Annotated in this window: 24 protein-coding genes and 1 tRNA gene; 16 read left to right on the forward strand and 9 right to left on the reverse strand. The window is 73.9% G+C overall.

The genetic code is table 11. The features are described 5' to 3' along the window. Nucleotides 1-47 precede the first annotated feature (47 nt). The 8 genes from ABT006_RS15350 to ABT006_RS15385 all read left to right on the forward strand — a co-directional run bounded on the left by ABT006_RS15350 (nucleotide 48) and on the right by ABT006_RS15385 (nucleotide 6,736). Nucleotides 48-929 carry a hypothetical protein gene (locus ABT006_RS15350; protein ID WP_350706748.1) on the forward strand — a complete coding sequence of 294 codons (882 nt, stop codon included), beginning with the start codon at nucleotides 48-50 and terminating at the stop codon, nucleotides 927-929. After that, nucleotides 926-2,125 (forward strand): fumarylacetoacetase, encoded by a 1,200-nt coding sequence (gene fahA, locus ABT006_RS15355; RefSeq protein ID WP_350706749.1) that lies wholly within the window; start codon nucleotides 926-928, stop codon nucleotides 2,123-2,125. The genes ABT006_RS15350 and fahA overlap by 4 nt, the downstream gene beginning before the upstream one ends. A 244-nt stretch (nucleotides 2,126-2,369) precedes the next feature. Next, nucleotides 2,370-2,579: a DUF397 domain-containing protein gene (locus ABT006_RS15360; RefSeq protein ID WP_350706751.1), complete on the forward strand. Its 210-nt coding sequence runs from the start codon at nucleotides 2,370-2,372 to the stop codon at nucleotides 2,577-2,579. Nucleotides 2,580-2,681: 102 nt separating this feature from the next. Continuing rightward, the gene (locus ABT006_RS15365; protein WP_350706752.1) at nucleotides 2,682-3,155 is read left to right on the forward strand and encodes an SRPBCC family protein; all 474 of its coding nucleotides are present in this window, start codon (nucleotides 2,682-2,684) and stop codon (nucleotides 3,153-3,155) included. 68 nt (nucleotides 3,156-3,223) lie between these two features. After that, entirely contained in the window at nucleotides 3,224-4,474 is a 1,251-nt protein-coding gene (locus ABT006_RS15370; RefSeq protein ID WP_350706754.1) for an outer membrane protein assembly factor BamB family protein, read from the forward strand. A gap of 58 nt (nucleotides 4,475-4,532) precedes the next feature. Further along, nucleotides 4,533-5,066 (forward strand): hypothetical protein, encoded by a 534-nt coding sequence (locus ABT006_RS15375; RefSeq protein WP_350706756.1) that lies wholly within the window; start codon nucleotides 4,533-4,535, stop codon nucleotides 5,064-5,066. Between the two features lie 58 nt (nucleotides 5,067-5,124). Beyond that, complete coding sequence (locus ABT006_RS15380) at nucleotides 5,125-5,667, forward strand: hypothetical protein (RefSeq protein ID WP_350706758.1); 543 nt, start codon at nucleotides 5,125-5,127, stop codon at nucleotides 5,665-5,667. 25 nt (nucleotides 5,668-5,692) lie between these two features. Further along, nucleotides 5,693-6,736, forward strand: coding sequence for a hypothetical protein (locus tag ABT006_RS15385; protein ID WP_350706760.1), 1,044 nt, complete (start codon nucleotides 5,693-5,695; stop codon nucleotides 6,734-6,736). Nucleotides 6,737-6,847: 111 nt separating this feature from the next. Here ABT006_RS15385 and hisC read toward each other — a convergent pair whose 3' ends face one another. The 4 genes from hisC to hppD are packed head-to-tail and all read right to left on the reverse strand — an operon-like array spanning nucleotide 6,848 to nucleotide 10,824. Continuing rightward, on the reverse strand, nucleotides 6,848-7,951 hold the full coding sequence (gene hisC / locus ABT006_RS15390) for a histidinol-phosphate transaminase (RefSeq protein WP_350706762.1): 1,104 nt from the start codon (nucleotides 7,949-7,951) through the stop codon (nucleotides 6,848-6,850). After that, nucleotides 7,948-8,868, reverse strand: a complete 921-nt coding sequence (locus ABT006_RS15395; RefSeq protein ID WP_350706763.1) for an RDD family protein — start codon at nucleotides 8,866-8,868, stop codon at nucleotides 7,948-7,950. The genes hisC and ABT006_RS15395 overlap by 4 nt, the downstream gene beginning before the upstream one ends. 22 nt (nucleotides 8,869-8,890) lie before the next feature. Beyond that, nucleotides 8,891-9,607 carry an RDD family protein gene (locus ABT006_RS15400; RefSeq protein ID WP_350706765.1) on the reverse strand — a complete coding sequence of 239 codons (717 nt, stop codon included), beginning with the start codon at nucleotides 9,605-9,607 and terminating at the stop codon, nucleotides 8,891-8,893. Nucleotides 9,608-9,618: 11 nt separating this feature from the next. After that, nucleotides 9,619-10,824 (reverse strand): 4-hydroxyphenylpyruvate dioxygenase, encoded by a 1,206-nt coding sequence (gene hppD / locus ABT006_RS15405; RefSeq protein WP_350706767.1) that lies wholly within the window; start codon nucleotides 10,822-10,824, stop codon nucleotides 9,619-9,621. A gap of 158 nt (nucleotides 10,825-10,982) precedes the next feature. Between hppD and ABT006_RS15410 the strand changes: the two genes are divergently transcribed. From ABT006_RS15410 to ABT006_RS15420, 3 genes are all read left to right on the forward strand, one after another. Further along, the gene (locus ABT006_RS15410; RefSeq protein ID WP_350706769.1) at nucleotides 10,983-11,471 is read left to right on the forward strand and encodes an Lrp/AsnC family transcriptional regulator; all 489 of its coding nucleotides are present in this window, start codon (nucleotides 10,983-10,985) and stop codon (nucleotides 11,469-11,471) included. Nucleotides 11,472-11,600: 129 nt separating this feature from the next. After that, nucleotides 11,601-13,034 (forward strand): outer membrane protein assembly factor BamB family protein, encoded by a 1,434-nt coding sequence (locus ABT006_RS15415; RefSeq protein ID WP_350706771.1) that lies wholly within the window; start codon nucleotides 11,601-11,603, stop codon nucleotides 13,032-13,034. A 67-nt stretch (nucleotides 13,035-13,101) separates the two neighbouring features. Next, nucleotides 13,102-14,769 carry a fumarate hydratase gene (locus ABT006_RS15420; RefSeq protein ID WP_350706773.1) on the forward strand — a complete coding sequence of 556 codons (1,668 nt, stop codon included), beginning with the start codon at nucleotides 13,102-13,104 and terminating at the stop codon, nucleotides 14,767-14,769. Nucleotides 14,770-14,829: 60 nt separating this feature from the next. Here the strand turns inward: ABT006_RS15420 and ABT006_RS15425 are convergent, their stop codons facing one another. After that, entirely contained in the window at nucleotides 14,830-16,554 is a 1,725-nt protein-coding gene (locus ABT006_RS15425; protein ID WP_350706775.1) for a hypothetical protein, read from the reverse strand. 362 nt (nucleotides 16,555-16,916) lie between these two features. Between ABT006_RS15425 and ABT006_RS15430 the strand changes: the two genes are divergently transcribed. Continuing rightward, nucleotides 16,917-18,326 (forward strand): class II fumarate hydratase, encoded by a 1,410-nt coding sequence (locus ABT006_RS15430; protein ID WP_350706777.1) that lies wholly within the window; start codon nucleotides 16,917-16,919, stop codon nucleotides 18,324-18,326. Between the two features lie 254 nt (nucleotides 18,327-18,580). Here the strand turns inward: ABT006_RS15430 and ABT006_RS15435 are convergent, their stop codons facing one another. Beyond that, nucleotides 18,581-19,147: a CGNR zinc finger domain-containing protein gene (locus ABT006_RS15435; protein ID WP_350706779.1), complete on the reverse strand. Its 567-nt coding sequence runs from the start codon at nucleotides 19,145-19,147 to the stop codon at nucleotides 18,581-18,583. A gap of 76 nt (nucleotides 19,148-19,223) precedes the next feature. On the opposite strand from ABT006_RS15435, the gene ABT006_RS15440 reads away from it, so the two are divergent. Further along, nucleotides 19,224-20,189, forward strand: a complete 966-nt coding sequence (locus ABT006_RS15440) for an EamA family transporter (protein WP_350706780.1) — start codon at nucleotides 19,224-19,226, stop codon at nucleotides 20,187-20,189. A 137-nt stretch (nucleotides 20,190-20,326) separates the two neighbouring features. Here ABT006_RS15440 and ABT006_RS15445 read toward each other — a convergent pair whose 3' ends face one another. Together ABT006_RS15445 and ABT006_RS15450 are read right to left on the reverse strand one after the other, a co-directional pair. Further along, nucleotides 20,327-21,241, reverse strand: coding sequence for a hypothetical protein (locus ABT006_RS15445; protein WP_350706782.1), 915 nt, complete (start codon nucleotides 21,239-21,241; stop codon nucleotides 20,327-20,329). A gap of 277 nt (nucleotides 21,242-21,518) precedes the next feature. Next, nucleotides 21,519-22,166: an IclR family transcriptional regulator gene (locus tag ABT006_RS15450; RefSeq protein ID WP_350706784.1), complete on the reverse strand. Its 648-nt coding sequence runs from the start codon at nucleotides 22,164-22,166 to the stop codon at nucleotides 21,519-21,521. A 63-nt stretch (nucleotides 22,167-22,229) separates the two neighbouring features. On the opposite strand from ABT006_RS15450, the gene cysS reads away from it, so the two are divergent. Both cysS and rlmB read left to right on the forward strand, forming a co-directional pair. Beyond that, nucleotides 22,230-23,645 carry a cysteine--tRNA ligase gene (gene cysS / locus ABT006_RS15455; protein ID WP_350706786.1) on the forward strand — a complete coding sequence of 472 codons (1,416 nt, stop codon included), beginning with the start codon at nucleotides 22,230-22,232 and terminating at the stop codon, nucleotides 23,643-23,645. Further along, complete coding sequence (gene rlmB, locus ABT006_RS15460; protein ID WP_350706788.1) at nucleotides 23,645-24,778, forward strand: 23S rRNA (guanosine(2251)-2'-O)-methyltransferase RlmB; 1,134 nt, start codon at nucleotides 23,645-23,647, stop codon at nucleotides 24,776-24,778. The genes cysS and rlmB overlap by 1 nt, the downstream gene beginning before the upstream one ends. Nucleotides 24,779-24,853: 75 nt before the next feature. Here the strand turns inward: rlmB and ABT006_RS15465 are convergent, their stop codons facing one another. Beyond that, nucleotides 24,854-25,945 carry an ABC transporter ATP-binding protein gene (locus ABT006_RS15465; RefSeq protein WP_350706790.1) on the reverse strand — a complete coding sequence of 364 codons (1,092 nt, stop codon included), beginning with the start codon at nucleotides 25,943-25,945 and terminating at the stop codon, nucleotides 24,854-24,856. A 333-nt stretch (nucleotides 25,946-26,278) separates the two neighbouring features. Here ABT006_RS15465 and ABT006_RS15470 point away from each other — a divergent pair. Further along, nucleotides 26,279-26,355: transfer RNA gene (locus ABT006_RS15470), tRNA-Thr, on the forward strand. The last annotated feature ends 107 nt before the right edge of the window (nucleotides 26,356-26,462 follow it).

A 26,462-nucleotide genomic window follows, 5' to 3' on the forward strand; every position in this document is an offset into this window, starting at 1 on the left:
CGGACGCTGTTGTCCGTTCCTTGTAGCGTCCCGTACATTCTTGTCTCGTGTCAACGCAGGTGCCCGCGCTTATCGACGGCCTCGTCGACGACGCCGCCGTCTTCCCGCCCGGCAGCGCGCCGCTGCCCGACGCCGTCGCCGCGCACCGGCGGCACCGCTCCTCCTGGTACGCCGACCTGGTCGGCCCGCTCCTGGTCCCCGCCTCGCGGCTGCCCGAGCTGGCCGCGCTGCTCGACGAGGGGGAGGAGATCGAGGTCGGCGTCATCGGCGACGTGCCGGTCGCCCGGCTCGACGAGGCGCGGGCCGGGGTCGACCCGCGCATCCGCGTCCGGCAGGCCGAGGCGGCGGTCGCGAAGCGCGGCGAGGACCCGCTGCCGGGCCTGACCGAGCTGGTCGGGCTGGCCCGGCGGGCGAACCGGGCCGACGGTCCCGCCGCCGGCGGGCTCGCCGTCTACGCCGAGCTGCCGCTGACGTTCGGGCTGATGGGGGCTCTGGACGCGCTCGCCGCGGCCCGCGCCGACGGGCTGCCGGTCGCGGCGAAGTTCCGCACCGGCGGGCTGGCCGCCGAACTCTTCCCGACCCCGGCCGAGCTGGCCGCGGTGATCTGCGCCTGCCGGGACCGGGGCCTGCCGTTCAAGCTGACCGCCGGGCTGCACGAGGCGGTCCGGCACCTCGACCCGGAGACCGGCTTCACCCACCACGGCTTCGCCAACGTGCTGGCCGCGACGCTGGCCGCCGCCGAGGGCGCCGGGGTGGAGCGGGTCGCCGAGCTGCTCACCGCGACCGACCCGCGCCCGCTGGTGCAACGCGTCGAGGGCGCGCTGGCCGCCGCGCGCCCGCTGTGGGTCGGCTTCGGCTCGTGCAGCATCCTGGAACCACTGACCGATCTGATCCGGCTGGGGCTGGTGAACGGGGGCTTCGAGGCATGACCTGGGTGACGGGTGCCGACGGATCGTCGTACGGGGTGGCCAACCTGCCGTACGGGGTGTTCCGTCAGGGGGAGCGCGAGCCACGCGTCGGCGTACGGATCGCCGACTTCGTGCTCGACCTGGCCGGCGCGGAGGCGGCCGGCCTGGTGCTGGCGGCCGGCACGCTGGGCCGGCCCACCCTCAACGACTTCATGGCCCTCGGTCGCCCACAGTGGACGGCCGTCCGGCAGCGGGTGACCGAGCTGCTCACCGACGCCGCCCACCGGCCGGCGGTGGAGCCGCTGCTGGTGCCGTTGGACGAGGTGCGGATGGTGTTGCCGTTCGACGTGGCCGACTATGTCGACTTCTACTCCTCCGAGCACCACGCGGGCAACGTGGGGCAGATCTTCCGCCCCGGTCAACCGCCCCTGCTGCCGAACTGGAAGCACCTGCCGATCGGCTACCACGGCCGGGCCGGCACGGTGGTCGTCTCCGGCACCCCGGTCGTGCGGCCCAGCGGGCAGCGGGCCACCGCGCAGGGCCCGGTCACCGGCCCGTCCGTACGCCTCGACATCGAGGCCGAGGTCGGCTTCGTGGTCGGCGTGCCCAGCCGGCTGGGCACGCGGGTCCCCGCCGACGACTTCGCCGACCACGTGTTCGGCGTGGTGCTGGTCAACGACTGGTCGGCCCGGGACATCCAGGCCTGGGAGTACCAGCCGCTCGGCCCGTTCCTGGGCAAGTCCTTCGCCACCTCGGTGTCCGCCTGGGTGACCCCGCTGGACGCGCTCGGCGACGCCTTCGTCCCCGCGCCCGACCAGGACCCGCCGGTCGCCGACTACCTGCGCGACGTGCCGCACCTCGGGCTGGACCTGCGCCTCTCGGTGGAGTGGAACGGTGAGCGCGTCAGCGAGCCGCCGTTCGCCACCATGTACTGGACGCCGGCGCAGCAGTTGGCCCACCTGACCGTCAACGGCGCCTCGCTGCGCACCGGCGACCTCTACGCCTCGGGCACCGTCTCCGGGCCGGAGCGGGGGCAGGTCGGCTCGTTCCTGGAGCTGACGTGGGGTGGGGCCGAGCCGGTGAAGTTCGCCGGGGGCGAGACCCGCACCTTCCTGGAGGACGGCGACACGGTGAGCATCACGGCCACCGCGCCCGGCCCGGACGGCACCACCATCGCCCTGGGCGAGGTGACCGGGACGGTCGTCGCCGCGCGCTGACCTTCCGCCGACGGGCCGGGCGGAGCCGCGCGAACGGCCGGCGTCACCTCCGCCAGCCCGTCCCCGACACCTCCGCGCACGACGGACCCCGGTCGCACAGATGGTGCGACCGGGGTCCGTCTTTCCGCCGTTGAGCGTCGCGGATTCCGTCGCCATGCCGCGCCGGGCCGGGCCGGACGCTCCCTTTCCGGTCCCGGTCCCGGTCGCCGGCGGGCGTCCCGACGACAGGAACAAGGTGACGACGATGAACGATCTCCTGGGCGCGGTCTGGCGTACCAGTAGCCGCTCTAACGACCAGGGCCTCTGCGTGGAGGTGGCGGACAACCTGGTCGACGTCCTCGGTGTGGTGGGCGTACGCGACTCCAAGGACCAGGCCGGCCCCACGCTGGCGGTCAGCCCGCCGGGGTGGACGGCCTTCGTGGGCGCGATCCGGACCGGTCAGTTCGGCCGCTGACAGGGCCCCGGCCCGGGATCGGGGCCTCCGACGGGGAAATTCCGTTCCCGGGGGCCCCGATCCGCGCTCACTCGGCGTACCGTCGACGCCACGGGAGGTGGCATGTCGACGGTGGCGGTCACGGAGTTCGTGGAGGCGCACGACGCCGACCTCTGGCGACTGCTGACCGACCTGACCACCCGCACCCGGCGCTTCACCGGCCCGGTGGAGGTGCTCACCCCCGGCGCGTTCGGCCCGGGCACCGCCTGGCGAGAGACCCGTTCCCAGCCCGACGGCACGGCGCTGGTCGAGGAGTTCGTCGTCATCGAGGCCGAGCCGCCCCGGCGGTTGGTGCTCGGCTCGCGGGGCGCCGGGGTGGACTACCGGATCACCTGGACGCTGCGCCCGGTCGAGCGGCGCCGCCGCGGCTGCACCGCCGTCACCGTCGAGCAGGAGGCGGTGCCGACCGCCCCGTACGGCCGGGTGGTCGCGCTGCTGCTCGGCGGGCTGGCCGCCCGGGCGGTCGAGCGCGCACTGCGGCAGGACCTCGCCGACCTGGCCGCGGCGGCGGCCACCGGCACCGCCGAGGCGGCCTGACAGGGCGCGCAGCGACCTGACAGGGCCCTGACCGGCACCGCTGGGTAGGGTGCCGGGCGGAGGTGCGCATGGGGTTCCCGAAGGGCCGGCGACGGATCGTGGTGGCGGTCGCGGCGCTGCTCGCCACCGCCGCCGTCGCGGCGACGGTCCACCGGGTGCTCGCCCCCGCCGAGGTCAGCACGCCCGCCCGGGGCGCGTACCCGCCGGCCGCCGCCGCGGCCGTCGGCGTGGTCGGCCGGCTCCCGGTCGCCCCGCTGATCGTGGACGACCGGCTGAGGGTCTACGCCGCCCACCGCCAGATCTACGCCGACCGGCCGGTCGACGGCCGGCACCGAACCACCCCGTTCTGGTCGTACCGGCGTTGGCCGGCGGAGCTGGACGGGGTGGTGGCGAGCGGGACGACGGTGGTCAGCCGTTGGTCGGACGGGCGGCTCGTGGCGTTGGACGCGCGTACCGGCCGGGTGGCCTGGGAGGCGGCGGGGCCGGCGCCGGTCGGGGAGCGGACGGTTCGGCGCACCGGCGCGGCCACGGTCTGGGATCCCCGCGGTGTCTTCGTCGCCCGTGCCGCCGACGGCCGGCAGGTGGTGGTGGCGACGGGCGTGGGCGCCCGCGGCATCGACCTGGCCGACGGCCGTGAGCTCTGGCGGGCCGACGCGGACCCCGGCTGTCGGGAGGCGGTCGGCACGACGGCGTCGGGGCAGCTGATCACCGTGGACGCGTGCGCGGGTCCGGCCGTGGTGGAGTTCCGCGACGCCGCGACCGGCGTGGTCGGCGTCCGTTGGCGGCCGCCCGGGGCCGGCGACGAGCTGGTGGCGACGCCGGTGGGCTGCGGGACCGGTCGGGTCGGGTGCGCCGCCCTGCGGACCTCCGCGCCTGGGGAGGACGCGGGCCGGGGGTGGCTGGTCGGTGACGGGGAGCCGGTCCCCGCCCCCGCCCTGGACCGGCCGGACGCCGAACTCGTCGACGGGACGGCGGTGGCGGTGGTCGACGGGGTGCCGGTCGCCCGTTCGGCCAGTACCGGCGCGGAGCTGTGGCGCCGTCCCGACCTGCCGGCGGCGCGGCTGATCGCCGTCCAGCCCCGCCGGGTGCACCTGCTGACCGAGACGAACGACCTGGTGACGCTGGACCCGGTGACGGGGGCACAGCGGTCCTGGTTCGCGTTGAACGCGGGCTCGGACGGGATCGGCTGGGCGCCCGGCGCGGCGTACGCGGCGGGCGGCTTCGTGGCCGTGGAGCGGCTCCGCGAGCCGGTCGACCCGACGGGGGACGACCAGCGCTACTACCTCACCTCGGAACCGGTGATCCTCGCCGCGACGTGAAGACGACACCCGCCCGGCTATTCGACAAAACGGACATAAGTTACCTATAGTCCCACCTGTGCGTCTCCTGGCTGCCCTGTTGGGCGCGATCCTGATTCTGGTCACCGCGTCGCCCGCCGACGCCGCGCCGTCCGGCCGGACGGTCCGGCTCGCCCGGACCGTCGGGGTGGACATCACGGTCCCTCCCGCCGTGAACCTCGGCGTCGGGTTCATCGGCGGCACCCTGACCGCCCAGTTGGGCGTCGTGGAGGTGCGCGACTCGCGCGGGCCGGTGAACCCCAACAACTGGGTCGCCACGGTGTCCGCCACCGTCTTCATCATCGGCGGCGGCGGCCCGGGGCGAACCATTGCCAACGGCCGGGTCTCCTACTGGTCGGGCCCCGCCACGCGGAGCGCCGGCGGCGGCACCCTCATGCCGGGGCAGCCCACCTCGGCGCAGGCGGTGACCCTGGACGTGACCCGCGAGGCGTTCCGCAAGACCGCCGGCAACGGCAACAACACCGTTGCCTGGGCGCCGACCGTGCGGGTCGCCATTCCGACCGGCATCATGGCCGGCGGCTACCGGGGAACTATTACCCACTCTGTGGCCTAATGGGTGATTTGTCGGAAATGTTCGACGCCGTGCCTATTGCCTGCCTACCGTGAGCCGCATGAAGAAGCCACTTCTTGCCCTGACTGCCGCCGCAGCTGCCGTGGTGGCCCTGGCGACGCCCGCCTCCGCAGCGCCGACCGGCGACACGATCGTCACCTTCACCGTCGCCACCGCCGACCTGAACGTCACCGTTCCCCCGTCGGTCAACGTCGGTTCCGTCTTCGCCGGCTCCAGCATCACCGGGGAACTCGGCACCGTGACGGTCAACGACGAGCGGGCGGCGCTCAACGCGACCTGGACCGCGACGGTCAGCAGCAGCGCCTTCACCACCGGGGGCGGCACCGCAGCCGAGACGATCCCGCCCGCCCTGGTGGAGTACTGGTCCGGTGCGGCCACCTCCGTCACGGGAACCGGCGCGCTCGTCCCCGGTCAGCCGACCCAGAACGACGCGGTGACGCTGAGCGTGCCCCGTACGGCCTTCTCGAAGACGTCGGGCGCCGGTGACAACAGCGCCAGTTGGGCTCCGGACATCCGGATCGCCATCCCGGCCAGCGCCGTGGGCGGCACGTACCGGGGGGTGATCACCCATTCGGTGGCATGACCTGCCCCTCGCCCCCGCCCTGGCCGTGACCGTGCTGGTCACGGCCGGGGCATCGGCGTTGGTCGCGGCGCCCGCGCCGGCCGCCGCGCCGCGGTCACCGGTGCTGACCGAGCCCGCGCCGCCGCGGGCGGACGGCACGCCGAAGCCGACGCCAGGCGCCGGCGGACCGGCGACCGGGGTCGGGATCCGCCTGCTCGACGCCCCGGTGAACCGGCGCGACGACACCCGGGCGCACAAGTACATCGTCGACCACGTGAAGCCCGGCACCACGATCAAGCGCCGCGTCGTGGTGGCGAACGCCTCGGAGATCCACCGGAAGGTCGTTCTCTACGCCGCGGCCGCCGAGGTCACCCAGGCGGGCTTCGGGTTCGCCCCGGACCGGACCGCGAACGAGCTGAGCAGCTGGATCGCGGTCGAGCCGGGCGAGGAGGCGCTGGCCGCAGACCAGGAGACCGAGGCCCTGGTGACCATCAGGGTGCCGCGGAACGCCGAGGCCGGCGAACGGTACGCGGTCGTGTGGGCCGAGGTCGCCGGTGTCGACGGACAGACCGTGCGCAACGTCGGCCGGGTCGGGATCCGGGTCTACCTCTCGGTCGGGCCGGGCGGCGAGCCGCCCTCCGGCTTCGAGATCGCCCCGCTGACCGGCGGGCGGGAGGCCGACGGGACGCCCTACGTCACCGCCGAGGTGCGCAACACCGGCCGGCGGGCGCTGGACCTGGCCGGCGAACTGTGGCTCACGGCCGGGCCGGGCGGGCTCTCGGCCGGGCCGGTGAGGGCGGAGGCGGGCACGCTCGCGCTGGGCGGCACGACCACCGTCCGGGTCGTCCTGGACCGCCGCCTGCCCGACGGTCCCTGGTCGGCGAAGCTGGCCCTGGCCAGCGGCTGGACCAAGCGGACCGCCACGGGAACGGTCAGCTTCGGCGCGGTCCCCGCCGCGGCCAGCGCCGTCGACGGCTCCGACGAGGTGCTCACCGGGGGACTGGTCACCTCGGCGCTGGTGGTGGCGCTCTTCGCGGTCTACGCGTACCGCCGGCGGGCCCGGTTCCGGCCGCCGGTGCCGGCCGCCTGAGACGTCCGGGTCGGTCCGCGGGGGGATGGCGGACCGGCCCGGTCACCGCCGGGCGCCCGACCCGGCCGGCCGCGGGACGCCCGTCGGCCGGCCGGATCGGGGCGACCCGGCTCAGGCCAGCGCCGCCTCGGCGGCGGTGAGGAAGGCGTCGTTCTCGGCCGGGGTGCCGATGGTGACCCGGACCCCGTCGCCGGGGAACGGCCGGACGATCACGCCCCGGGCCTCGCACGCCTTGCCGAAGTCCACCGCCCGGTCGCCCAGCGGCAGCCAGACGAAGTTCGCCTGGCTGCCCGGCACGTCCGGGACGAGCTTGCGCAGCGCCTCGGTCACCCGGTCGCGCTCCGCTACGACGAGGTCGCACCGCCGCTGGACCTCGTCGGCCTGGCCGAGCGCGGCGAGCGCGCCCGCCTGCGCCGCCATGCTGGTGGAGAACGGCGTGACGACCTTGCGTACGGCCGCCGCCACCGCCGGCTGGGCGACCAGGAAGCCGATCCGCAGGCCGGCCAGGCCCCAGGCCTTGGAGAGCGTCCGCAGCACGACCACGTTCGGCCGGTCGAGGTAGGTGAGACCGTCCGGCACCTCGGGGTCAGTGACGAACTCCCGGTACGCCTCGTCGATGACCACGAGCACGTCCTCGCCGACCGCGTCGAGGAACCGGTCCAGCTCGGCCCGGCGGACGGACGTCCCGGTCGGGTTGTTCGGGTTGCAGACCAGGATCATCCGGGTGCGGTCGGTCACCGCCGCCGCCATCGCGGCCAGGTCGTGCCCGTGCCCGGCGTCGTTGGGCACCCGCACGCTGGTCGCGCCGCTGGTCGCCGCGATGATCGGGTACGCCTCGAAGGAGCGCCACGAGTAGAGCAGCTCGTCCCCGGGCAGGCAGGTGGCCCGGACGAGGTGCTCGGCCAGCGCCACCGAGCCGCAGCCGGTGGCGATCCGGTCGGCGTCCACGCCGTACCGCTCGGCCAGCGCCCCGCGCAGCGCGACCACGCCCATGTCCGGGTAGCGGTGCGCCCCGGCGACGGCCTCGGCGACGGCCTCCACCACGCCGGGCAGCGGCCCGTACGGGACCTCGTTGCTGGCCAGCTTGATCGCCTCGGGGAGCCCGAGCTCGCGGGCCAGGTCGGCCGGGCTGCGGCCGGGCACGTAGTTGGGCAGCGCGTCCAGGTCGGCGCGGGTCAGCCGCAGCGCCGGCTGGTGGCGTCCGGTGTCGGTCATGGGGTGTCTCCCGAGGGGTCGGTTCGGTCGTCCGGGGTGGTCCGGCGGGTGCGGGGAAGCTGGACCACCACGGTCTGCGCCCGCTTGTCGTGCAGGGCCTGGCGCAGCGGGTGGTCGAAGAGTGGGGAGATCGCGTCGACGAGCTGGAGCAGCAGGCCGAGGCCGCAGCAGTACCACAGCAGGGTGGGCAGGCCGAGGGTGTTCCACCGGCGCAGCGCCCGGCCGAAGCCGAGCGGCTCGTCGGCGGCCACCGGGAGCACCTTGATGCCCACCACCCGCTTGCCGAAGGTCTGCCCGCCGGCGGCCGTCGTCGGCACCTCGTACGCGAGCCAGAGCGCGGTGGCGATCAGCAGGATGACGACCTGGAGGCCGCCGGCCTGCTCGCTGGGCTGCGGCAGCCCCTCGGTGGAGGTGTCCCCGGCCAACGCCCGCCGGAACACCTCCCGCCAGTACGGGGTGACCTCCTCGACCAGCCGCCACACGAACCAGCCGTTCACCACGGCGTTCAGGGCGAACACGATCGCGAAGTCGATCATCCGGGCGATCAGCCGGGCGCCGAACCCGGCCAGCGGGAGCCCGTGCGGGCGGGGCTCCGGCGGCCGTCCCGGCCAGGTCCCCGGCGACCAGCCGGGCGGCGGCCCCTGCGGGTGACCGTGGCCTCGCGGCGGCTGCCAGGGATAGGGCTGCCCGGGGTACGGCTGCCCGGGGTGGGGTCGCCGGCCCGCGGGCGCGCCCGGCGCGGAGACCGGTGCCGCGGGCGGCGTCGGGGCGGGCGCGGGCGGCGGCTCGGGCGGCGGTGGTCCCTCGGGCGGGGTGGCGTCGACGGGGATCGGCGCGCCGATCCAGCCCTCGCCGTCCCACCAGCGTCGGGTGTCCGGATCGGCCGGGTCGACGTACCAGCCCGGTTCGACGCTCACGGCCTGGCCTCGCTGCGCTCGCTCACGCAGACACCTTAACGACGACGGTGCCGGCGAACTTGTCGTGGAGGCACTGCTGCCAGGGCTTGTCCCACAGTTGCCAGAGCCCGTCGAGGTAGCTGAGGCCGGGGAGGAACATCGCGGCGACGTGCTGCACGGCGTACCGCTTGCCGGCCATCCGCCGGTCCAGCGTGGCGGCCGGGTCGAGCGGCACGACCCGCAGCTTCATCACCCGCTTGCCGAAGGTCTGCCCCGTGCGCTTCATGTACTCCACGTGGTAGAGCCAGTAGAGCCCGAGCATCAGCACCATCAGGCCCACCTCGAGCAGGAGTATCGGCAGCATGAAGTCGGTCATGAAGGACCCGGGGTCCGGCTCGACGAGGGTGCCGTCCGGGTTCGTCCGGGTCAGCTCGGTCATCATGTTCCACCAGAGCAGCAGGAACGCCGGCAGGAAGAGGACCATCGCCACCAGCGTGCTCAGCCCGATGTCGATCAGCGCGGCCAGGAACCGGTCGCCGAAGCTGGCGAGCGGCTGGCCGCCGGGGCCGAGCGGCGGCGGCGCGGGGTGCGGGGACCAGCCGGGTGGCGGGGCCCAGTCCGGCGGGACGTGCCCGGGTGGGGCGTACTGCGGCGGCACCGCGTACGCCTGGCTGGTCGGGCCGGAGGGCGGCGCGAAGCCGCCGGCGGCGGGCGTGGGCCCACCGGCCGGCGGCGTCGGGTACGACGGAGGCTGCGTCACGCTCGACAGTGTTACAGGTTGCCGCGCTTCTCCTGCTCGCGCTCGATGGCCTCGAAGAGCGCCTTGAAGTTGCCCTTGCCGAAGCCGAGCGAGCCGTGCCGCTCGATCAGCTCGAAGAAGACGGTCGGGCGGTCCTGCACCGGCTTGGTGAAGATCTGCAGCAGGTAGCCGTCCTCGTCCCGGTCCACCAGGATCTTGCGGGCCTTCAGCTCCTCGATCGGCACCCGCACCTGGCCGATCCGGGCGCGCAGCTCCGGGTCGTCGTAGTAGGAGTCCGGGGTGTCCAGGAACTCGACGCCGGCGGCGCGCATCGCGTCGACGCTGGCCAGGATGTCGTTGGTGGCCACGGCGATGTGCTGGGCACCCGGGCCCTGGTAGAACTCCAGGTACTCGTCGATCTGCGACTTCTTGCGGGCGATCGCCGGCTCGTTGAGCGGGAACTTCACCTTGCGGGTGCCGCTGGCGACGACCTTGCTCATCAGCGCCGAGTAGTCGGTGGCGATGTCGTCGCCGACGAACTCGGCCATGTTCGAGAAGCCCATGACGCGCTTGTAGAACTCGACCCACTCGTCCATCCGGCCGAGCTCGACGTTGCCGACCACGTGGTCGACGGCCTGGAAGAAGCGCTTCGGCTGGACGCCGGCGTCGATCATCGGCTGCCGGTCCACGATCGGCTTGCGGGCCACGAAGCCGGGCAGGAACGGACCGGTGTAGCGGGACCGGTCGACCAGCGTGTGCCGGGTGTCGCCGTACGCGGCGATGGCGGCCAGCCGGACGGTGCCGTGCTCGTCGCTGACGTCGTGCGGCTCGACGAGGCCGGTCGCGCCCTGCGCGGTGGCGTGCGTGTACGCGGCGTCGACGTCCGGGACCTCCAGCGCGATGTCGGAGACGCCGTCGCTGTGCTTCGCGACGTGCTCGGCGCCCTCGGCGTCCGGGCGGACCGCGCCGGTCAGCACGAACCGGGCCGAGCCGCTGGTCAGCACGTACTGGGCGTGGTCGCGGTAGCCCTGCTCCGGCCCCCGGTACGCCACACACGTCATCCCGAACGCGGTGGAGTAGTAGTGCGCCGCCTGCTTGGCGTTGCCCACCAGGAAGTGCACGTGGTCGAGGCCCTTGACGGGGAACCGGTCGCGGCTGATGTCGTGGTCGACGGCGCCGACGAGCACGTCGATGTCGACGTCGTCGGTCCCGTGGGGTCGGTCGATCGCCTGGGTCATCGCGGTCTCCCTCAAGTACCGGTCGGCCTCGTGGCCGCCGCCGTGGTCGGTGCGGGTCGTTCTGCTGGTTCTGTGGCGAGGATCGCGGTGACCCGGCGCACTGGGCAACTGTCAGCATGGGAGCTGGTCAGGTTGCGCATTCAGTAGGGTATTCAGCCATGAACGCTGGTCAGGCTGTACAGCTCGACGCCCTCGACGCGCGGTTGATCGAACTGCTCGCCGAGGAGCCGCGGATCGGGGTCCTGGAGTGCTCCCGGCGCCTCGGGGTCGCCCGCGGCACCGTGCAGGCCCGGCTCGACAAGCTGGTCGAGCGGGGGGTCGTCGGCGGGTTCGGTCCGGAGATCTCCCCGGCGGCGATCGGGTTCGGGGTGACCAGCTTCGTCACGCTGGAGATCAGCCAGCGGCACGGGCACGACCGGGTGGCCGCGCACCTGGCCGCGATCCCGGAGGTGCTGGAGGCGCACACCATCACCGGCTCCAGCGACCTGCTCTGCCGGATCGTGGCCCGCTCGAACACCGACCTCCAGCGGGTGATCGACCAGATCGTCTCGTACGAGGGCATCCGCCGCGCCTCGACGATCATCGCGCTGGCCGAGCAGATCCCGTACCGCACCCTCCCCCTGGTCCGCTCCGCCGCCCGGGGGTGAGGAAGGCGCCCTTCCTGCGCGCAGGAGCGATGGCAGCGGGTCCTTCCCTACCGCACCCGCGCCGAGAAAGGGCGGCGACACGGCGGCGGGGGACGGCGGGAGCGCGGCGGTCGTCGCTACGGTGTGCGTGTGGCGAAGGCGGGCGGCCTCGGATGGCGTGGCGGGCTGCTGCTCGCGCTGATCGTGGTCGTCGTGCTCGCCGCGACCGGAGTGTGGAACCCGTTCCCCGGCGTGTGGGACTGGGTCGACCGCAGCGAGCCGATCTCCGAGCCGGACGTGGTCTGGCAGCAGCGGGTCGGCGGCACCCCGCGCAGCGTGACCATCGCGGGCGACACCGTGGTGGTCGAGCAGCGCACCCGGGTGGAGGCGCGCAGCCTCGCCACCGGCGACCAGCTGTGGGAGCGCAAGGCCGACTGGTCCGCGGTGGCCGGCGGCGACCGGGACGCGGTCGTCGTCGTGGGCAAGCTCCTGGTCAAGGGGTACGAGGTGCTCGACCCGACCACCGGCGCCACGCGGCGGCGCGACGGCGACGCGGTGGCCGTCTGGACGTACCGCAACCTGCTGCTCGACGCCCGCTGCGTCGACGCCACCGACTGCACGATCAGCGCCTGGGAGCCGCGCGGCACCGCCCCGGTGTGGACGGCCTTCGTGCCCGGCGTGCGCAGCGGGCTGCTCGGCGACAACCCGGGGCTGCTCGGCACCCGCCGGCTCGACGCCGTCCGGATCGACGAGGAGGTGGCGGGGCCGGAGGCGGTGCCGCCGCTGCTCGGTTTCCCCATCGACGGCCGGGTGCACGTGCTCGACACCGCCACCGGGCGGGTGCTCCAGAACGTCGAGCCCGGCCGGGACGAGCGGCTGTCGGTGGTCGGCGGCCGGCTCCTGCGGATCACCGCCCGATCCCAGGACGGCACCTGCTACTTCGCCATCTCCGGCCGGGACCCGGCGACGGGCCGGGAGACCTGGCAGCGGGCCGGGGTCAACCTGCGCACCGCCGACAACGCCGGCTGCGTGCAGCGGGAGGACCCGCAGGGGGCGCGGAACGTGCTGATCGGCGTCGCCCCGGACGCCCGCGAGGCGGTCCTCGACGGGTACGACGGGCGGCTGCTGCTGGTGGCCGCCGCCGGGGAGCGGCTGCTCGCCGTCGACGACCGCCACGCCCTGGTCCGCCCCGCCGACAAGCGGGCGGTGGTCAGCCACGAGCTGGGCACCGGACGGGTCCGGTGGACCCGTCCCGCCGGGGCGAAGGCGGGTGCCGCGCTCACTCCGTACGCGGCGGTGCTCGCCGACGAGAAGCCGTCCCGGCTGGTGGCGCTCGACCCGCGTACCGGGCGGGAGCTGGCGAGCCTGCGGACCGCGGCGAACGCCCTCGCGGTCGGCCCGAACGGCATGGTCATCGGCGAGGGACGGGAGATCGGGTACGTCCGCTTCGGCGGCGCGGCCGGCGCCCCGGCGGGTCCCGGCGACGGCGGCGTCCCCGGTCCCGGCGGCGTCCCGGGCAGCACGGCGGGGGTTCCCGGGCCGGCGGACAGCTGCGGCCCGAAGCGGGAACTCTGCCCCGGGTGAGAGCGGCGTCCCAGGACCGACCCGGCGGGTGCAACTGATCGACCCTTCTGCCCTAGGCTTTCCGCTCATGAGCAGTGCCGCCGCGTTCTCGTACGCTCCCTTGCTGCCGACCGGTCCGGACCAGACGGAATACCGCCTGGTCACCGACGAGGGCGTCGACGTCGTCAACGGCCCGGGAGGCCGCCGGTTCCTCACCGTGGAGCCGACGGCGCTCACCGCCCTCACCGCGGAGGCGATGCACGACATCGCGCACTTCCTGCGCCCCGCGCACCTGGCCCAGCTGCGGTCGATCATCGACGACCCGGCGGCCTCGCCGAACGACCGGTTCGTCGCGCTCGACCTGCTGCGCAACGCCAACATCGCGGCCGGCGGCGTCCTGCCCATGTGCCAGGACACCGGCACCGCGATCGTGATGGGCAAGCGCGGCCGGCACGTGCTCACCGACGGCAGCGACGCCGAGGCCGTCTCGCGCGGCGTCTACCAGGCCTACACCCGGCTCAACCTGCGCTACTCGCAGCTCGCCCCGCTCACCATGTGGGAGGAGCGCAACACCGGCAGCAACCTGCCGGCGCAGGTGGAGATCTACGCCGAGGACCCGGACGGCCACCCCGACGCGTACAAGTTCCTCTTCATGGCCAAGGGCGGCGGCTCGGCCAACAAGTCGTACCTCTACCAGGAGACCAAGGCGCTGCTGAACCCGACGCGGATGATGCAGTTCCTGGAGGAGAAGCTGCGGCTGATCGGCACCTCGGCCTGCCCGCCCTACCACCTGGCCATCGTCATCGGCGGCACCTCCGCCGAGTACGCGCTGAAGACCGCCAAGTACGCCAGCGCCAAGTACCTCGACGCGCTGCCCACCTCCGGCTCGATGACCGCGCACGGCTTCCGCGACCTGGAGTTGGAGGCCGAGGTGCTGGAGCTGACCCGCAACTTCGGCATCGGGGCGCAGTTCGGCGGGCGCTACTTCTGCCACGACGTGCGGGTGGTCCGGCTGCCCCGGCACGGCGCCTCCTGCCCGGTGGCGATCGCCGTCTCCTGCTCCGCGGACCGGCAGGCGGTCGCCAAGATCACCCCGTCGGGCGTGTGGCTGGAGCGCCTCGAAACCGACCCGGCGCGCTACCTGCCCGACGTCACCGAGGCGCAGCTCGACTCCGCCGAGGTGGTCCGGGTCGACCTGAACCGGCCGATGGACGAGATCCGCGCCGAGCTGTCCAAGTACCCGGTGAAGACCCGGCTGTCCCTGACCGGCCCGCTGGTCGTGGCCCGCGACATCGCGCACGCCAAGATCGCCGAACGGCTGGACGCCGGCGAGCCCATGCCGCAGTACCTGCGCGACCACGCGGTCTACTACGCCGGCCCGGCCAAGACCCCGGAGGGCTACGCGTCCGGCTCGTTCGGCCCGACCACGGCCGGCCGGATGGACGCGTACGTGGAGAAGTTCCAGGCCGCCGGCGGCTCGCAGGTGATGCTCGCCAAGGGCAACCGGTCCGCCCAGGTCACCCGCTCCTGCCAGCAGCACGGCGGCTTCTACCTCGGCTCGATCGGCGGTCCCGCCGCCCGGCTCGCCCAGGACTGCATCAAGCACGTCGAGGTCCTGGAATACCCGGAGCTGGGCATGGAAGCGGTCTGGAAGATCGAGGTGGAGGACTTCCCGGCCTTCATCGTGGTCGACGACAAGGGCAACGACTTCTTCGCCGAGGTCACCAAGCCGGTGCTGACGGTCGGCCGTCGCTGACCCCGACGTACGCGCGAGGGGCGCGGGCAGTTGCCCGGCGCCCCTCGTCGTTTCCGTACGTCAGCTCGCCCGGCTGGCGTAGAAGGTGCCGCTGAAGGTCTCCGACACGATCCCGTCGCCGGTCCGGGTGTACACGGTGATTCGGTGCAGCCCGGCGGTCGTCGGGGTGTAGCTCACCGAAGCCGACCCGTCGGCGCCCGCCGCGACCGTCTGGGCGGGGAGCCCGTCGAACGAGTAGACGAACTCCGTCACCCCGGGCATGCCGGGCTGGAAGACGAACGTCCCCGGCGTGCCGGCGACCGCACCCTGGATCTTGTTGATCGGGTACTCGACGGAGCTGACCGTCGGCTTGGTCGCGAGGTGGAAGCGGTAGGTGCCCTCGCCCGACGGCAGGTCGCCGGCCGTCCGGCTGCGGACGTACACGTCGTTGTAGCCGGGCTTGGTCGGCGTGATCGTGACCGTGGCCGTGCCGTCGGCCGTCGCGGCGACGGCCTGCTCGGGACCGTCGTTGAGCCGGTAGGTGTACTCGACCACGTCCTCCATGCCGGGGGCGAAGGTCAGGGTGCGCGGCTGGCCGTATCCGGCGGTGGGGTTGGCGTCGCTGATCGTCGGGCGGGTGTCACGGACCCGGAACTCGTAGCCCGTCACCACCGACCGGTTGCCTGCCCGGTCGACCGACTCGACGCTGAGCGTCGTCGGCCCGGCCCGGTCCGGCGTGATGGTCACCGTGGCCGTGCCACCTGCCTGGTCGGCGGCCAGGTAGGTGGTCGCGCCGGTCAGGCCGTACCGGAAGCCGACGGTGTCGGTGTCACCGTTGGCGGTGAAGGTGAACTGGCCCGGGATGCCCGGGCCGCCGTACCAGCCGAGATCGTCGGGATAGTCGGTGGAGCTGACCGCCGGGGCTGCGGGCTGCCGCGTGTCGACGGTGAACCGGCACTCCGGTGACCAGGCGGAGGTGTCGCCGACCCCGTCCGTGGCGCGGACGGCGAAGGCGTACGCCCCGTCGACCATCTGGCCGGCCGTGACGTCGTACCGGAAGAGCGACCCGGCGGCCTTGGCCGGGGACGTCCACTCGGTCCGCCTGGTCGGGTCGTTCACCGGCCACCAGGCGAAGGTGGCGGTCACCGGCTCGGCGTTCGGCGGTACCGCGTCCGGGTCGGTGACCTTCGCCGCCAGGTACGGCGTGGTCGTGCCGATGTGCAGCTCGTCGGCGCAGGGGAGCCCGTTGACTCCCAGGTCGGCTGGTACGTCCGGCGGCGTGTTCGCCTCGATGGAGATGCCGAGCTCCCTGATCCAGCGACCGTAGGGCAGCTTCTCCTCGTGGTCTCCGGCGATCCGCGCCATGAAGGTGATCGAGGTCTGTCCGGCCTCGACCGCCTGCCGTACCGCCTCGGTGAGCGGCACTTCCAGTTGTCCCTGGCAAGGAGCGGTCGGCGCGATGTCGGCGATCTTCTCCCGAACCGCGGGTGACGTCTCCCAGGTTGGTGCGCTGGTCGGTACGTCGGTCCGCCACAGCTCGATTTCGCGTGGCTTCGCGCAGTCGTTGACCGCCGTCTCCTCGGTGACCCCGAGTGCGCGGATGATGTGCTTGCCCTGGAACGGAGAGAGGTTGTAGGTGAAGTAGGCCCGCGAGGTGTGTTTGTCGTCGTCGGACTCCCAGGTGCCGACCGGCACGGTGCCGTCGGCCTCGGGAACAGCGGTCGACGGCTGACGGGCGTCGGTCCAACTGCCGCTGGTCGGCAGGATGAACCGGCTCGGCCCGGCGGTTGCCGGCTCGGCGGTCATGACCAGGGCGCTGGTCGTGAGGAGGAGGGCGGCGAACCCTGCGGTCGGGAGGATTCGGCGCGTACGCCGGCCGGCCAAGCTGATGGAATTCTGTGGGGCGTGCAAAATCGAACCTCCGGGATATCAGAAGTTCGACGATTTTAAGTTCTTTGAATTCTTCGGGCGCGCTGTTTTCGGTCGGCCGCCTTCGCCGTCACTGCCGGCCGGCTGGTGCACTCAGCGGATCGCCCGCGGGTCCTGGCGGTGCGCGCGCCCGACCTGCGCGGCCTCCGGCCTGCCGTGAGCGCGGCGGCGGGCAGTCCGGCGAGATGTGACGGAACGGTCAGCGCGATCATCTGCGGGTCGACGGCGAGCGCGGCAGGATGGTACGCGTGACGACTCCAGAGGCGACGGGCTACCGGATCGAACGCGACTCGATGGGCGAGGTGGAGGTGCCCGCCGAGGCGCTGTGGCGGGCGCAGACGCAGCGCGCGGTGCAGAACTTCCCGATCTCGGGCCGGGGCATCGAGCCGGCCCAGATCCGGGCGCTGGCCCAGATCAAGGGGGCGGCGGCCCAGGTCAACGGCGAGCTGGGCGTGATCGACGCGGACGTGGCCGCGGCGATCGCCGCCGCGGCGGCGCACGTGGCCGACGGCGGCTACGACGACCAGTTCCCGATCGACGTGTTCCAGACCGGCTCCGGCACGTCGTCGAACATGAACACCAACGAGGTCATCGCCACCCTGGCCAGCCGGGAGCTGGGCCGGGACGTGCACCCGAACGACGACGTGAACGCCTCGCAGTCCAGCAACGACGTGTTCCCGTCGTCGATCCACCTGGCCGCCACCGAGGCCGTCGCGCGGGACCTGCTGCCCGCGCTGGCCCACCTCGCGGAGGCGCTGGAGGGCAAGGCGGCGGAGTTCGAGACCGTGGTCAAGGCCGGGCGTACCCACCTGATGGACGCCACCCCGGTGACCCTGGGCCAGGAGTTCGGCGGGTACGCCGCCCAGGTGCGCTACGGCATCGAGCGGCTGGAGGGGGCGCTGCCCCGGCTGGCCGAGCTGCCGCTCGGCGGTACGGCGGTGGGCACCGGCATCAACACCCCGCTCGGCTTCGCCGCGAAGGTCATCGAGCGGCTGCGGGGCGCGACCGGCCTGCCGCTGACCGAGGCGCGTAACCACTTCGAGGCGCAGGGCGCCCGGGACGCTCTGGTGGAGACCTCGGGGCAGTTGCGCACGCTCGCCGTCGGCCTCTACAAGATCGCCAACGACATCCGCTGGATGGGCTCGGGGCCCCGGGCCGGCCTGCGCGAGCTGCGCATCCCCGACCTGCAGCCCGGCTCGTCGATCATGCCGGGCAAGGTCAACCCGGTGGTCGCCGAGGCGATGCGGCAGGTCTGCGCCCAGGTGATCGGCAACGACGCCGCCGTCGGCTTCGCCGGTTCGCAGGGCGACTTCGAGCTGAACGTCATGCTCCCGGTCATGGGTCGCAACCTGCTGGAGTCGGCCCGGCTGCTCGCCGCGTCGAGCCGCCTCTTCGCCGACCGCCTGGTGGTCGGCCTGGTCGCGGACGCCGAGGTCTGTCTGGCGTACGCGGCGGGCTCGCCCTCGATCGTCACCCCGCTCAACCGCCACCTCGGGTACGACGAGGCCGCCTCGATCGCCAAGGAGGCGCTGGCCAGGCAGGTCTCGATCCGGGAGGTGGTCATCTCCCGGGGGCACGTCGACTCGGGCAAGCTGAGCGAGACCCAGCTCGACGAGGCGCTCGACCTGCTCCGGATGACCCACCCCTGAGCCTCGCCGCCACCGGTCGGTTCCGCCCCGGTCGGTTCCGGGGGCCGCGTCAGTAGGCCGGGCACTGTCGAGCTGCCCCGTCCACAGGACCGGTCGTTCCGTCCCGCCTGCGGTCGCACAGACGGGGCAGCTCGACAGCGTGCGCCGAGGCGCGCCGGGTGTCGCTTCGCCGGCGAACCGCGATGCTCGACCCGGCCGCTGCAGGGCCCGCTCACGTCCGCTTCAGGGCCGCGTCATGTCCGCCTCCGGCCGCTTCAGGACCGCTTCATGTCCGCTTCAGGGCCGGGGCGGCCCTGGCGGGCCCGGTAGGCGGCGACGGCGGCGCGGTTGCCGCAGCCCGCGTCGCAGAACCGGCGGGAACGGTTCTTCGACAGGTCGACCAGCACGTTCGCGCAGTCGGGGTGGTCGCAGATCCGCAGCCGGCTCAGCTCGCCGTAGCGCACCAGGTCCGCCATCGCCATCGCCGCCTCCACGGCGATCCGGGTCGCCAGCGGCGCGTCGCGCGGCACGGCGTGGAAGTGGTACGGCTCGTCGTCGTGCGTGATGAGCTGCGGTAACGCGTGGTTCTCGCGGAGCAGCCCGTTGAGGATGGCGACGACCTCGTCGGTGTCGGCGTACCAGATGCGGCGCAGCCGGGGGCGCAGGTCGCGTACCGACCGCAGTTCGGCCTCGGTGTGCTCGTGCCGCCCGGTGTAGCCGTGCGAGACGTAGAAGGCGTCCAGGGCGGCGATGTCGGGCAGCCCCTCGCCGTCGGGGCGGTCGGTGTTGACGAGTGCGGCGGCGGCGGTCAGGGAGCAGACCGTGTCATGGGCGAAAGGCAACTTGACTCCTCTCGGGGCGCCGGCCTAGCGTCATGAGCATAGTGGCAGTTTACTCATGACAGCTGGGAGCGGACCGATGCGCCAACCACCCGCCGCCGGGCTCGGTCTCGGCCTCGCCCTGCTCTCCGCCGTCACGTTCGCCACGTCGGGCACGTTCGCCCGCTCCCTGATCGACGCGGGGTGGTCCGCCGAGGCCGCCGTGGCGGCCCGGGTCGGCATCGCCGCGCTGGTCGTGGCGGTCCCCGCGGCGCTGTCCCTGCGCGGGAAGTGGGACGTGCTGCGGCGCAACCTCGCCGCGATCGGCGTGTTCGGGCTGCTCGGGGTCGCCACCGCGCAGGTCTGCTTCTTCAACGCGGTCCGCTACCTGCCGGTCGGCGTCGCGCTGCTGCTGGAGTACCTCGGCATCATCCTGGTCGTGGGCTGGATGTGGCTGGTCCACGGGCACCGCCCCCGCCGGCTGACCGTGGCCGGCTCGGTGGCGGCGATCGCCGGCCTGTTCTTCGTCCTCGACCTGACCGGCGCCACCGGGCTCGACCCGGTGGGTGTGCTGTGGGGTCTGGGGGCGGCCGTCGGCCTCGCCGGCTACTTCGTGCTCGCGGGCCGGGTCGACGCGGGCCTGCCCTCGGTGGCCATGGCCAGCGGCGGCATGGCCGTCGGCGCGGCCGTCCTGTTGCTGCTCGGGGCGGTCGGGGCACTGCCGCTGCGGGCCACCTTCGGCGAGGTCACCTTCGCGGGGCAGCGCACCAGCTGGCTGCTCCCGATCGTCGGCCTGTCGCTGGTCGCCGCCGTGGTCGCGTACCTCGCCGGGATCGCCGGGACCCGCATCCTGGGGGCCCGCCTGTCGTCGTTCGTCGGGCTGACCGAGGTGATGTTCGCCGTCCTCATCGCCTGGCTTGTGCTGGGCGAACTGCCGACCGTCGTGCAGCTCTTCGGCGGCGCCCTGATCGTCGCCGGCGTCGCGCTGGTGCGTGTCGACGAGCTGCGCGCGCCCCGGCCGGAGGGGCGCCCGGAGCCACGCCCCACGGAGCCCTCCCTCTCCTGAGTGCGGGCTCGCGGGCGAGCCCGCCTTCGAGCTGTGCGCGCACGAGAAACGGCCTGCCGGGGAAGCCGGACGCCGAAGCGTCCACGGTGGCGGAACTGCCCGCCCGGTTGGCCGATCTCCGGGGATGACACGTCCGGTCAGGGCCGCCAGCCCCGGGCGGCGAGCGCGGCGCGCACCTCGCGCAGGACGCCCGGGAAGTCGTGGCGCAGCCGCCGACCCGTCAGGTGCACCACGAGCCAGCCCGCGCCGACGAGCCGGGCGAGCCGGTCCAGGTGCCCACGATCGGCCCCGGCCTGCCGCGACTCGTCGAACGCGACGGCGACGCGGAGCGCCGGCCACGCCAGGTCGAGATGCCAGCCGAGCCCGGACGCGAGCCGGACCGGGTGCCGGGCGACGGGGCGCGGCAGCCCGGCGAGCACCAGCCGCACCCGCAGCTCAGACTCGGCCGGCGACCGGGCGCCCGGATCCGCCAGGCCGAACACCCAGCGCGCCCGCCGACCGCCGGGCCGGGCGGCGTGGCGGCGGGCGAGGTCGGCGAGCGCGGCGCGGCTGGTGAGCCCCTCGGCGAGCAGCGCGTCGACGATGCCGACCGCGCGGAACGGCTCCAACCAGACCGCCGTCTCCCACGCCGCCGCGGTGGGATCCGTCCTCGGGGGTGGGCCGGCGGTCCTGAGGGCCGCCTCCGGTGCGGGCGGCGGCGACGCGACCGGGCCCACGGAGTGCACGCGCAGGCCGCGCTGCGGGCCGAGTCGCGTCGTCCTCGGGACGAGCACGTGCACGTCGTCGGTGAAGGCCGCGGCGTGCCCGACGCCGTGCAGGCAGGCCGCCGAGGGGCCGGCGACGACCGCGTCCGGCGGGAGCCGCAGCATGGCGGCCCGGCAGGCCAGGGCGTGGTCCCGGGGCAGGCGGGCGTCGGCGTAGACGTCGTGCCGCAGGCGCAGCCAGGCCGAACTGCGCAACTGGTGCTCGGTGAGCAGCCCCTGGCGGACCGCGTCCGAGCCGCGGAAGACCTGCCAGGCCAGGGCCCTGGGTCGATGGGGTGCGGGTGGCATACGCACCAGCCTGCGCGCCGCCCGCCCCGCTCCGGCACCCCTGTGGACGACCGCCGCCGCGCCATGGAACGTCCCCTGTGGACAACCGCCCGCGTGGCCGTCGGATGTGGTAAGGGCCTGTCGGAACGGGGAACGTCGCCCGCCGCTGGTCCGGCGCGTACCCGCCGGACCCGGCTCGCCCGGTAACGACCCGGCCGCCGCGATGCGTACGCCGAACCGTCGTCGCCGGCACGGACGCGCCGGGCCGGTCCGGGCCGGGCCGGGAGGGTGCTGCCGGTCAGGACAGGGCGGTGGCGATGGCGGTGGCGGCGGCGAGGACCTGGGCGCCGACCGCCTCGGTGTCCAGCGGCGCCAGCGCCACCACACCGACGCTCGCCTCCAGCCCCGGCACGCCGAGCACCGGAGCGGCCACCCCGTACGCCCCGGACTGGAGCTCCCCGGCGGTGCTCACCGGGCCGGCGGCGCCCGTGCGGCCGGCGAGGATGGCCCGCCCGGCCGCCCCGCGCTCCAGCGGGTGCCGCGCCCCCGTCCGGTACGCGACGTGGAACGCCGTCCAGGTCGGCTCCACCACGGCGAGCGCGACCCCCTCCCCGCCCTCGACCACGGTCAGGTGGGCGGTCGCGCCGGCCTGCTCCGCGAGGCGGCGCAGCGCGGGCAGCGCCCCCTCGGCCAGCAGCGGCTGGGCCCGCCGGGCCAGGTGCAGCACCCCGACGCCGAGGCGCAGCCGGCCCTCGCCGTCGCGGCGCAGCATCCCGTGCGCGGTCAGCGCGCCCACCAGCCGGTAGACCGCCGCCCGGCCGATGCCCAGCCGGTTCGCCGCCTCGGTGACGGTCAGCCCGCCCGGCGCGTCGGCGACCAGGTGCAGCAGCCGCAGCCCCCGGTCCAGCGTCTGCGCCGTCTCCCCGCCCCGCGCCGTCGTGTCCACGCCCAGCAGCGTACGACCCGGCTCCGGACAACCCGGGAAAGCGTGGACGGCTACCCTTGTACGGTGACGCTACGCCTGTATGACACCGCCACCCGATCGGTGCGGGACTTCGTCCCGCGGGAAGCCGGCAAGGTGGGGGTCTACCTGTGTGGTCTCACCCTCCAGGCCCCGCCGCACATCGGTCACCTTCGCTCCGGTGTCAACTACGACGTGCTGCGCCGCTGGCTGCTCGCCGCCGGCTACGAGGTCACCTTCATCCGCAACCTGACCGACATCGACGACAAGATCCTGGTCAAGGCGGTGGAGCGGAGGCGGCCGTTCTGGTCGATCGCGTACGCCAACGAGCTGATCCTCACCGAGTCCTACCGGGCGCTCAACGTGCTGCCCCCGACCTACGAGCCGCGGGCCACCGGGCACATCCCGGAGATGCACGAGCTGATCGCCAAGCTGATCGTCGACGGGCACGCCTACCCGGCCACCGACGGCTCCGGCGACGTCTACTTCGACGTCTGCTCCTGGCCGGCGTACGGGTCGCTGTCCAACCAGTCACCCGCCGACATGCAGTCGGCTGGGGACGCCCCCGAACGGGGCAAGCGGGACCCGCGCGACTTCGCGCTCTGGAAGGGCGCCAAGCCCGACGAGCCGGCGGACGCCTACTGGCCGTCGCCGTGGGGGCGGGGCCGGCCGGGCTGGCACATCGAGTGCTCGGCGATGTGCTGGCGCTACCTCGGCGCCGAGTTCGACATCCATGGCGGCGGGCTGGACCTCACCTTCCCGCACCACGAGAACGAGATCGCCCAGTCGCAGGCGGCCGGGCTGCCGTTCGCCCGCTACTGGGTGCACCACGGGCTGCTCAGCATCGCCGGCGCCAAGATGGGCAAGTCGCTCGGCAACGCCCTCGACCTGGCGTACGTCGACTCGCTCGGGGTGCGCCCGGTGGAGCTGCGCTACTACTACGCCGCCGCGCACTACCGCTCCCGCATCGACTACTCGGAGGACGCGCTGCGCGAGGCGGCCGTCGCGTACCGCCGGATCGAGGGCTTCGTGCAGCGGGCCGCCGAGCGCGTCGGCGCCGGCCAGCTCGGCGAGCTGCCGGGTGCCTTCGCGGCGGCGATGGACGACGACCTGAACACCTCCGCCGCGCTCGCCGTCCTGCACGAGGTGGTCCGCGACGGCAACACCGCGCTGACCGGCGGCGACGATGTGACCGTCCGCACGACGCTGGCCGCCGCCCGCGCCATGCTGGATATCCTCGGGGTCGACCCCCTCGACCCGGCGTGGACCGGTGGCGGCCGCACGGACGACCTGCGTGGCGTGGTGGACTCCCTGATCGCGCTGGCCCTGGAGCAGCGCGCGCAGGCCCGCGGTCGCAAGGACTGGGCCGCCGCCGACGCGGTACGCGACCAGCTCAAGCAGGCCGGCGTGGTGGTCGAGGACACCCCCCAGGGCCCCCGTTGGACTATTGGAGAGCAGGACTGATGGCCGGCAACTCGCAGCGCCGTGGCCGGCGACTGACGCCGAAGGCGGGAGCCCCGAAGGGCTCCGGCGGCAAGAACAAGGACGCCCTCGCCGGGCGGGGCAAAACCCTGCCCGCCGACGAGCGGCCCTGGCACAAGGCCTACTCGGGCACCGAGAAGCTGCCCCAGCGCACCGCCTGGAAGCAGGACAAGGAGCGCCGGGCGGCGGCCGAGGAGGGGCGCGCCCCCAAGGTCGGCCAGCCCGGCACCAAGGACACCACCTGGGGCAAGGGTGGCGGTCGTGGCACGCCGGGCGGTGGCGGGCGCGGCCCCGTCGGCCGGGGCGCTCGTCCCGCCGGCCGTGGCGGCCCCCGGGTGGCCCCGGGCCGCAAGTCCAACCCGGCCAAGGACGCCCCGGAGCTGCTGGTCGGGCGGAACCCGGTGCTGGAGTCGCTGCGTGCCCAGGTGCCGGCGACCGCGCTCTACACCGCGCAGGGCATCGACATGGACGACCGGGTCAACGAGATCGTCCGGACGGCCGCCGACCGGGGCATCGCCATCCTGGAGATCAGCCGCGCCGAGCTGGACCGGATGACCGGCGGGGTGCTGCACCAGGGCGTCGGGCTCCAGGTGCCGCCGTTCGCGTACGAGCCCTTCGAGGACCTCGTCGCGGCGGCGCTGGAGCAGACCGCCCCGCTGCTGGTGGCGCTGGACGGCGTGACCGACCCGCGCAACCTCGGCGCGGTGATCCGGTCCGCCGCCGCCTTCGGCGCGCAGGGTGTCTTCGTACCGGAGCGGCGGGCGGCCGGGATCACCGCGACCGCCTGGCGGACCAGCGCCGGCGCGGCAGCGCGGGTGCCCGTCGCCCAGGTCACCAACCTGACCCGGTCGCTGAAGGCCTGCCAGGACGCCGGCTTCGTGGTGGTCGGCCTGGACGCCGACGGCGAGACCGACCTCTACGACCTGGAGGCCGCGGTCGGCCCACTGGTGGTCGTGGTCGGCTCCGAGGGCCGGGGGCTGTCCCGGCTGGTCGGCGAGACCTGCGACCTCACGGTGAGCATCCCGATGGTCTCCGACGTCGAGTCGCTCAACGCCAGCGTCGCCGCCGCGGTCACCCTCGCCGAGGTGGCCCGCCGCCGGGCCGCCGAGGGCTGAGCCCGCAGACACGAAACGGGCGGCCCGCCGATGGCGGGCCGCCCGTTTTCGCTCACGTCAGCTCGACGCCGTACGTCAGATGCGGTTGCCGGTGGCCGCGTTGAACACGTGGCTGCGGCCCTCGCGCGGCTTGACGAACACGGTGTCGCCCATGTTCGGCATGGTGCGCCGGTCGGTACGGACCACGAAGCGCTCGTTGTTGCCCTCCAGCGCGGCGTGGCCGTAGACGTTGGCGTCCGAGCCGAGGTCCTCGACCAGCTCGACGACGACCGGCATGCCGCCCTCGGTCGGGCTGACCAGGTCGCAGTCCTCCGGCCGGAAGCCGACGGTCACCTTGCTCTCGCCGCCGTCGGCGCGGGCCGCCTCGACCTGCTCACGGGTGAGCGGGATGGTCAGGTCGGCGAACGAGGCGCCCCGCTCGCTCAGCGGCACGGTCTTGATGTTCATGGCGGGGGAGCCCATGAAGCCGGCGACGAAGACGTTGGCCGGGGTGTCGTAGAGCGCCCGCGGGGTGTCCACCTGCTGCAGGACGCCGTCGAGCATGACCGCCACCCGGTGGCCCATGGTCATGGCCTCGACCTGGTCGTGGGTGACGTAGACGGTGGTGACACCCAGCTTGGCCTGCAGCGACGCGATCTGGGTACGGGTCTGCACACGCAGCTTCGCGTCGAGGTTCGACAGCGGCTCGTCCATGAGGAAGACCTGCGGCTCGCGGACGATCGCCCGACCCATGGCCACCCGCTGGCGCTGACCGCCGGAGAGGGCCTTCGGCTTGCGGCCCAGGAACTCCTCGAGCTGGAGCAGCGCCGCCGCCTCCTTGACCCGCCGGTCGATCTCGGCCTTGGAGGTCTTGCGCAGCTTCAGCGCGAACGCCATGTTCTCGTACACCGTCATGTGCGGGTAGAGGGCGTAGTTCTGGAAGACCATCGCGATGTCGCGGGCCTTCGGCGGCAGGTGGGTGACGTCCCGGTCGTCGATGTGGATCGAACCCTGGTCGACGTCCTCCAAGCCGGCGAGCATGCGCAGGCTGGTGGACTTGCCGCAACCGGAGGGGCCGACCAGGACGAGGAACTCGCCGTCGCCGATCTCCAGGTCGAGCTGGTTGACGGCGGGACGCTCGGTGCCCGGGTAGATCCGGGACGCCTTGGCGTAGGTGACCGTAGCCATGGTCAGGTGCTTCCTTTCACCGGCAGGAACGTGCCGGACGATCCGAGTGGAAGGAGCGGCCGGCACGTGCGTGCACCGGCCCACGGGCGACGCGTCGATGATCGAGGTGTCATCCGTGTCACTGCACGGTAAACGGCTTTCCCCGACCTGCCAAGGCGGCGAGCATCGGATGGGACGGATGGCATACACATACCGGGCACTCGGGCACGGGCGGACATCAATCGCCCCCGGTCTTTCGGGTGTCGGGCCGACGCGTGGACGTTTCCGGTGCTCGCAGGGCCTGCCGAGCGGGAAATCCGGACGTCAGTCGCTATGCTGACGTCGACACCACGCGCCCCTGTAGCTCAGCTGGCCAGAGCACTCGCCTTGTAAGCGAGATGTCGCCGGTTCGATCCCGGCCGGGGGCTCCAATTTCCATCGGCCGTCCCGCGCCCGGCGCGGGCGCGAGTCGTGCCCGCCGCGGAGGTGCGACCCCGACCGGTCGCCCACCCCGCGTCGCCGGGCGCCTTGCGGCGAC

The organism is Micromonospora sp. NPDC002717 (genome assembly GCF_040295705.1).
GTDB lineage: Bacteria > Actinomycetota > Actinomycetes > Mycobacteriales > Micromonosporaceae > Micromonospora.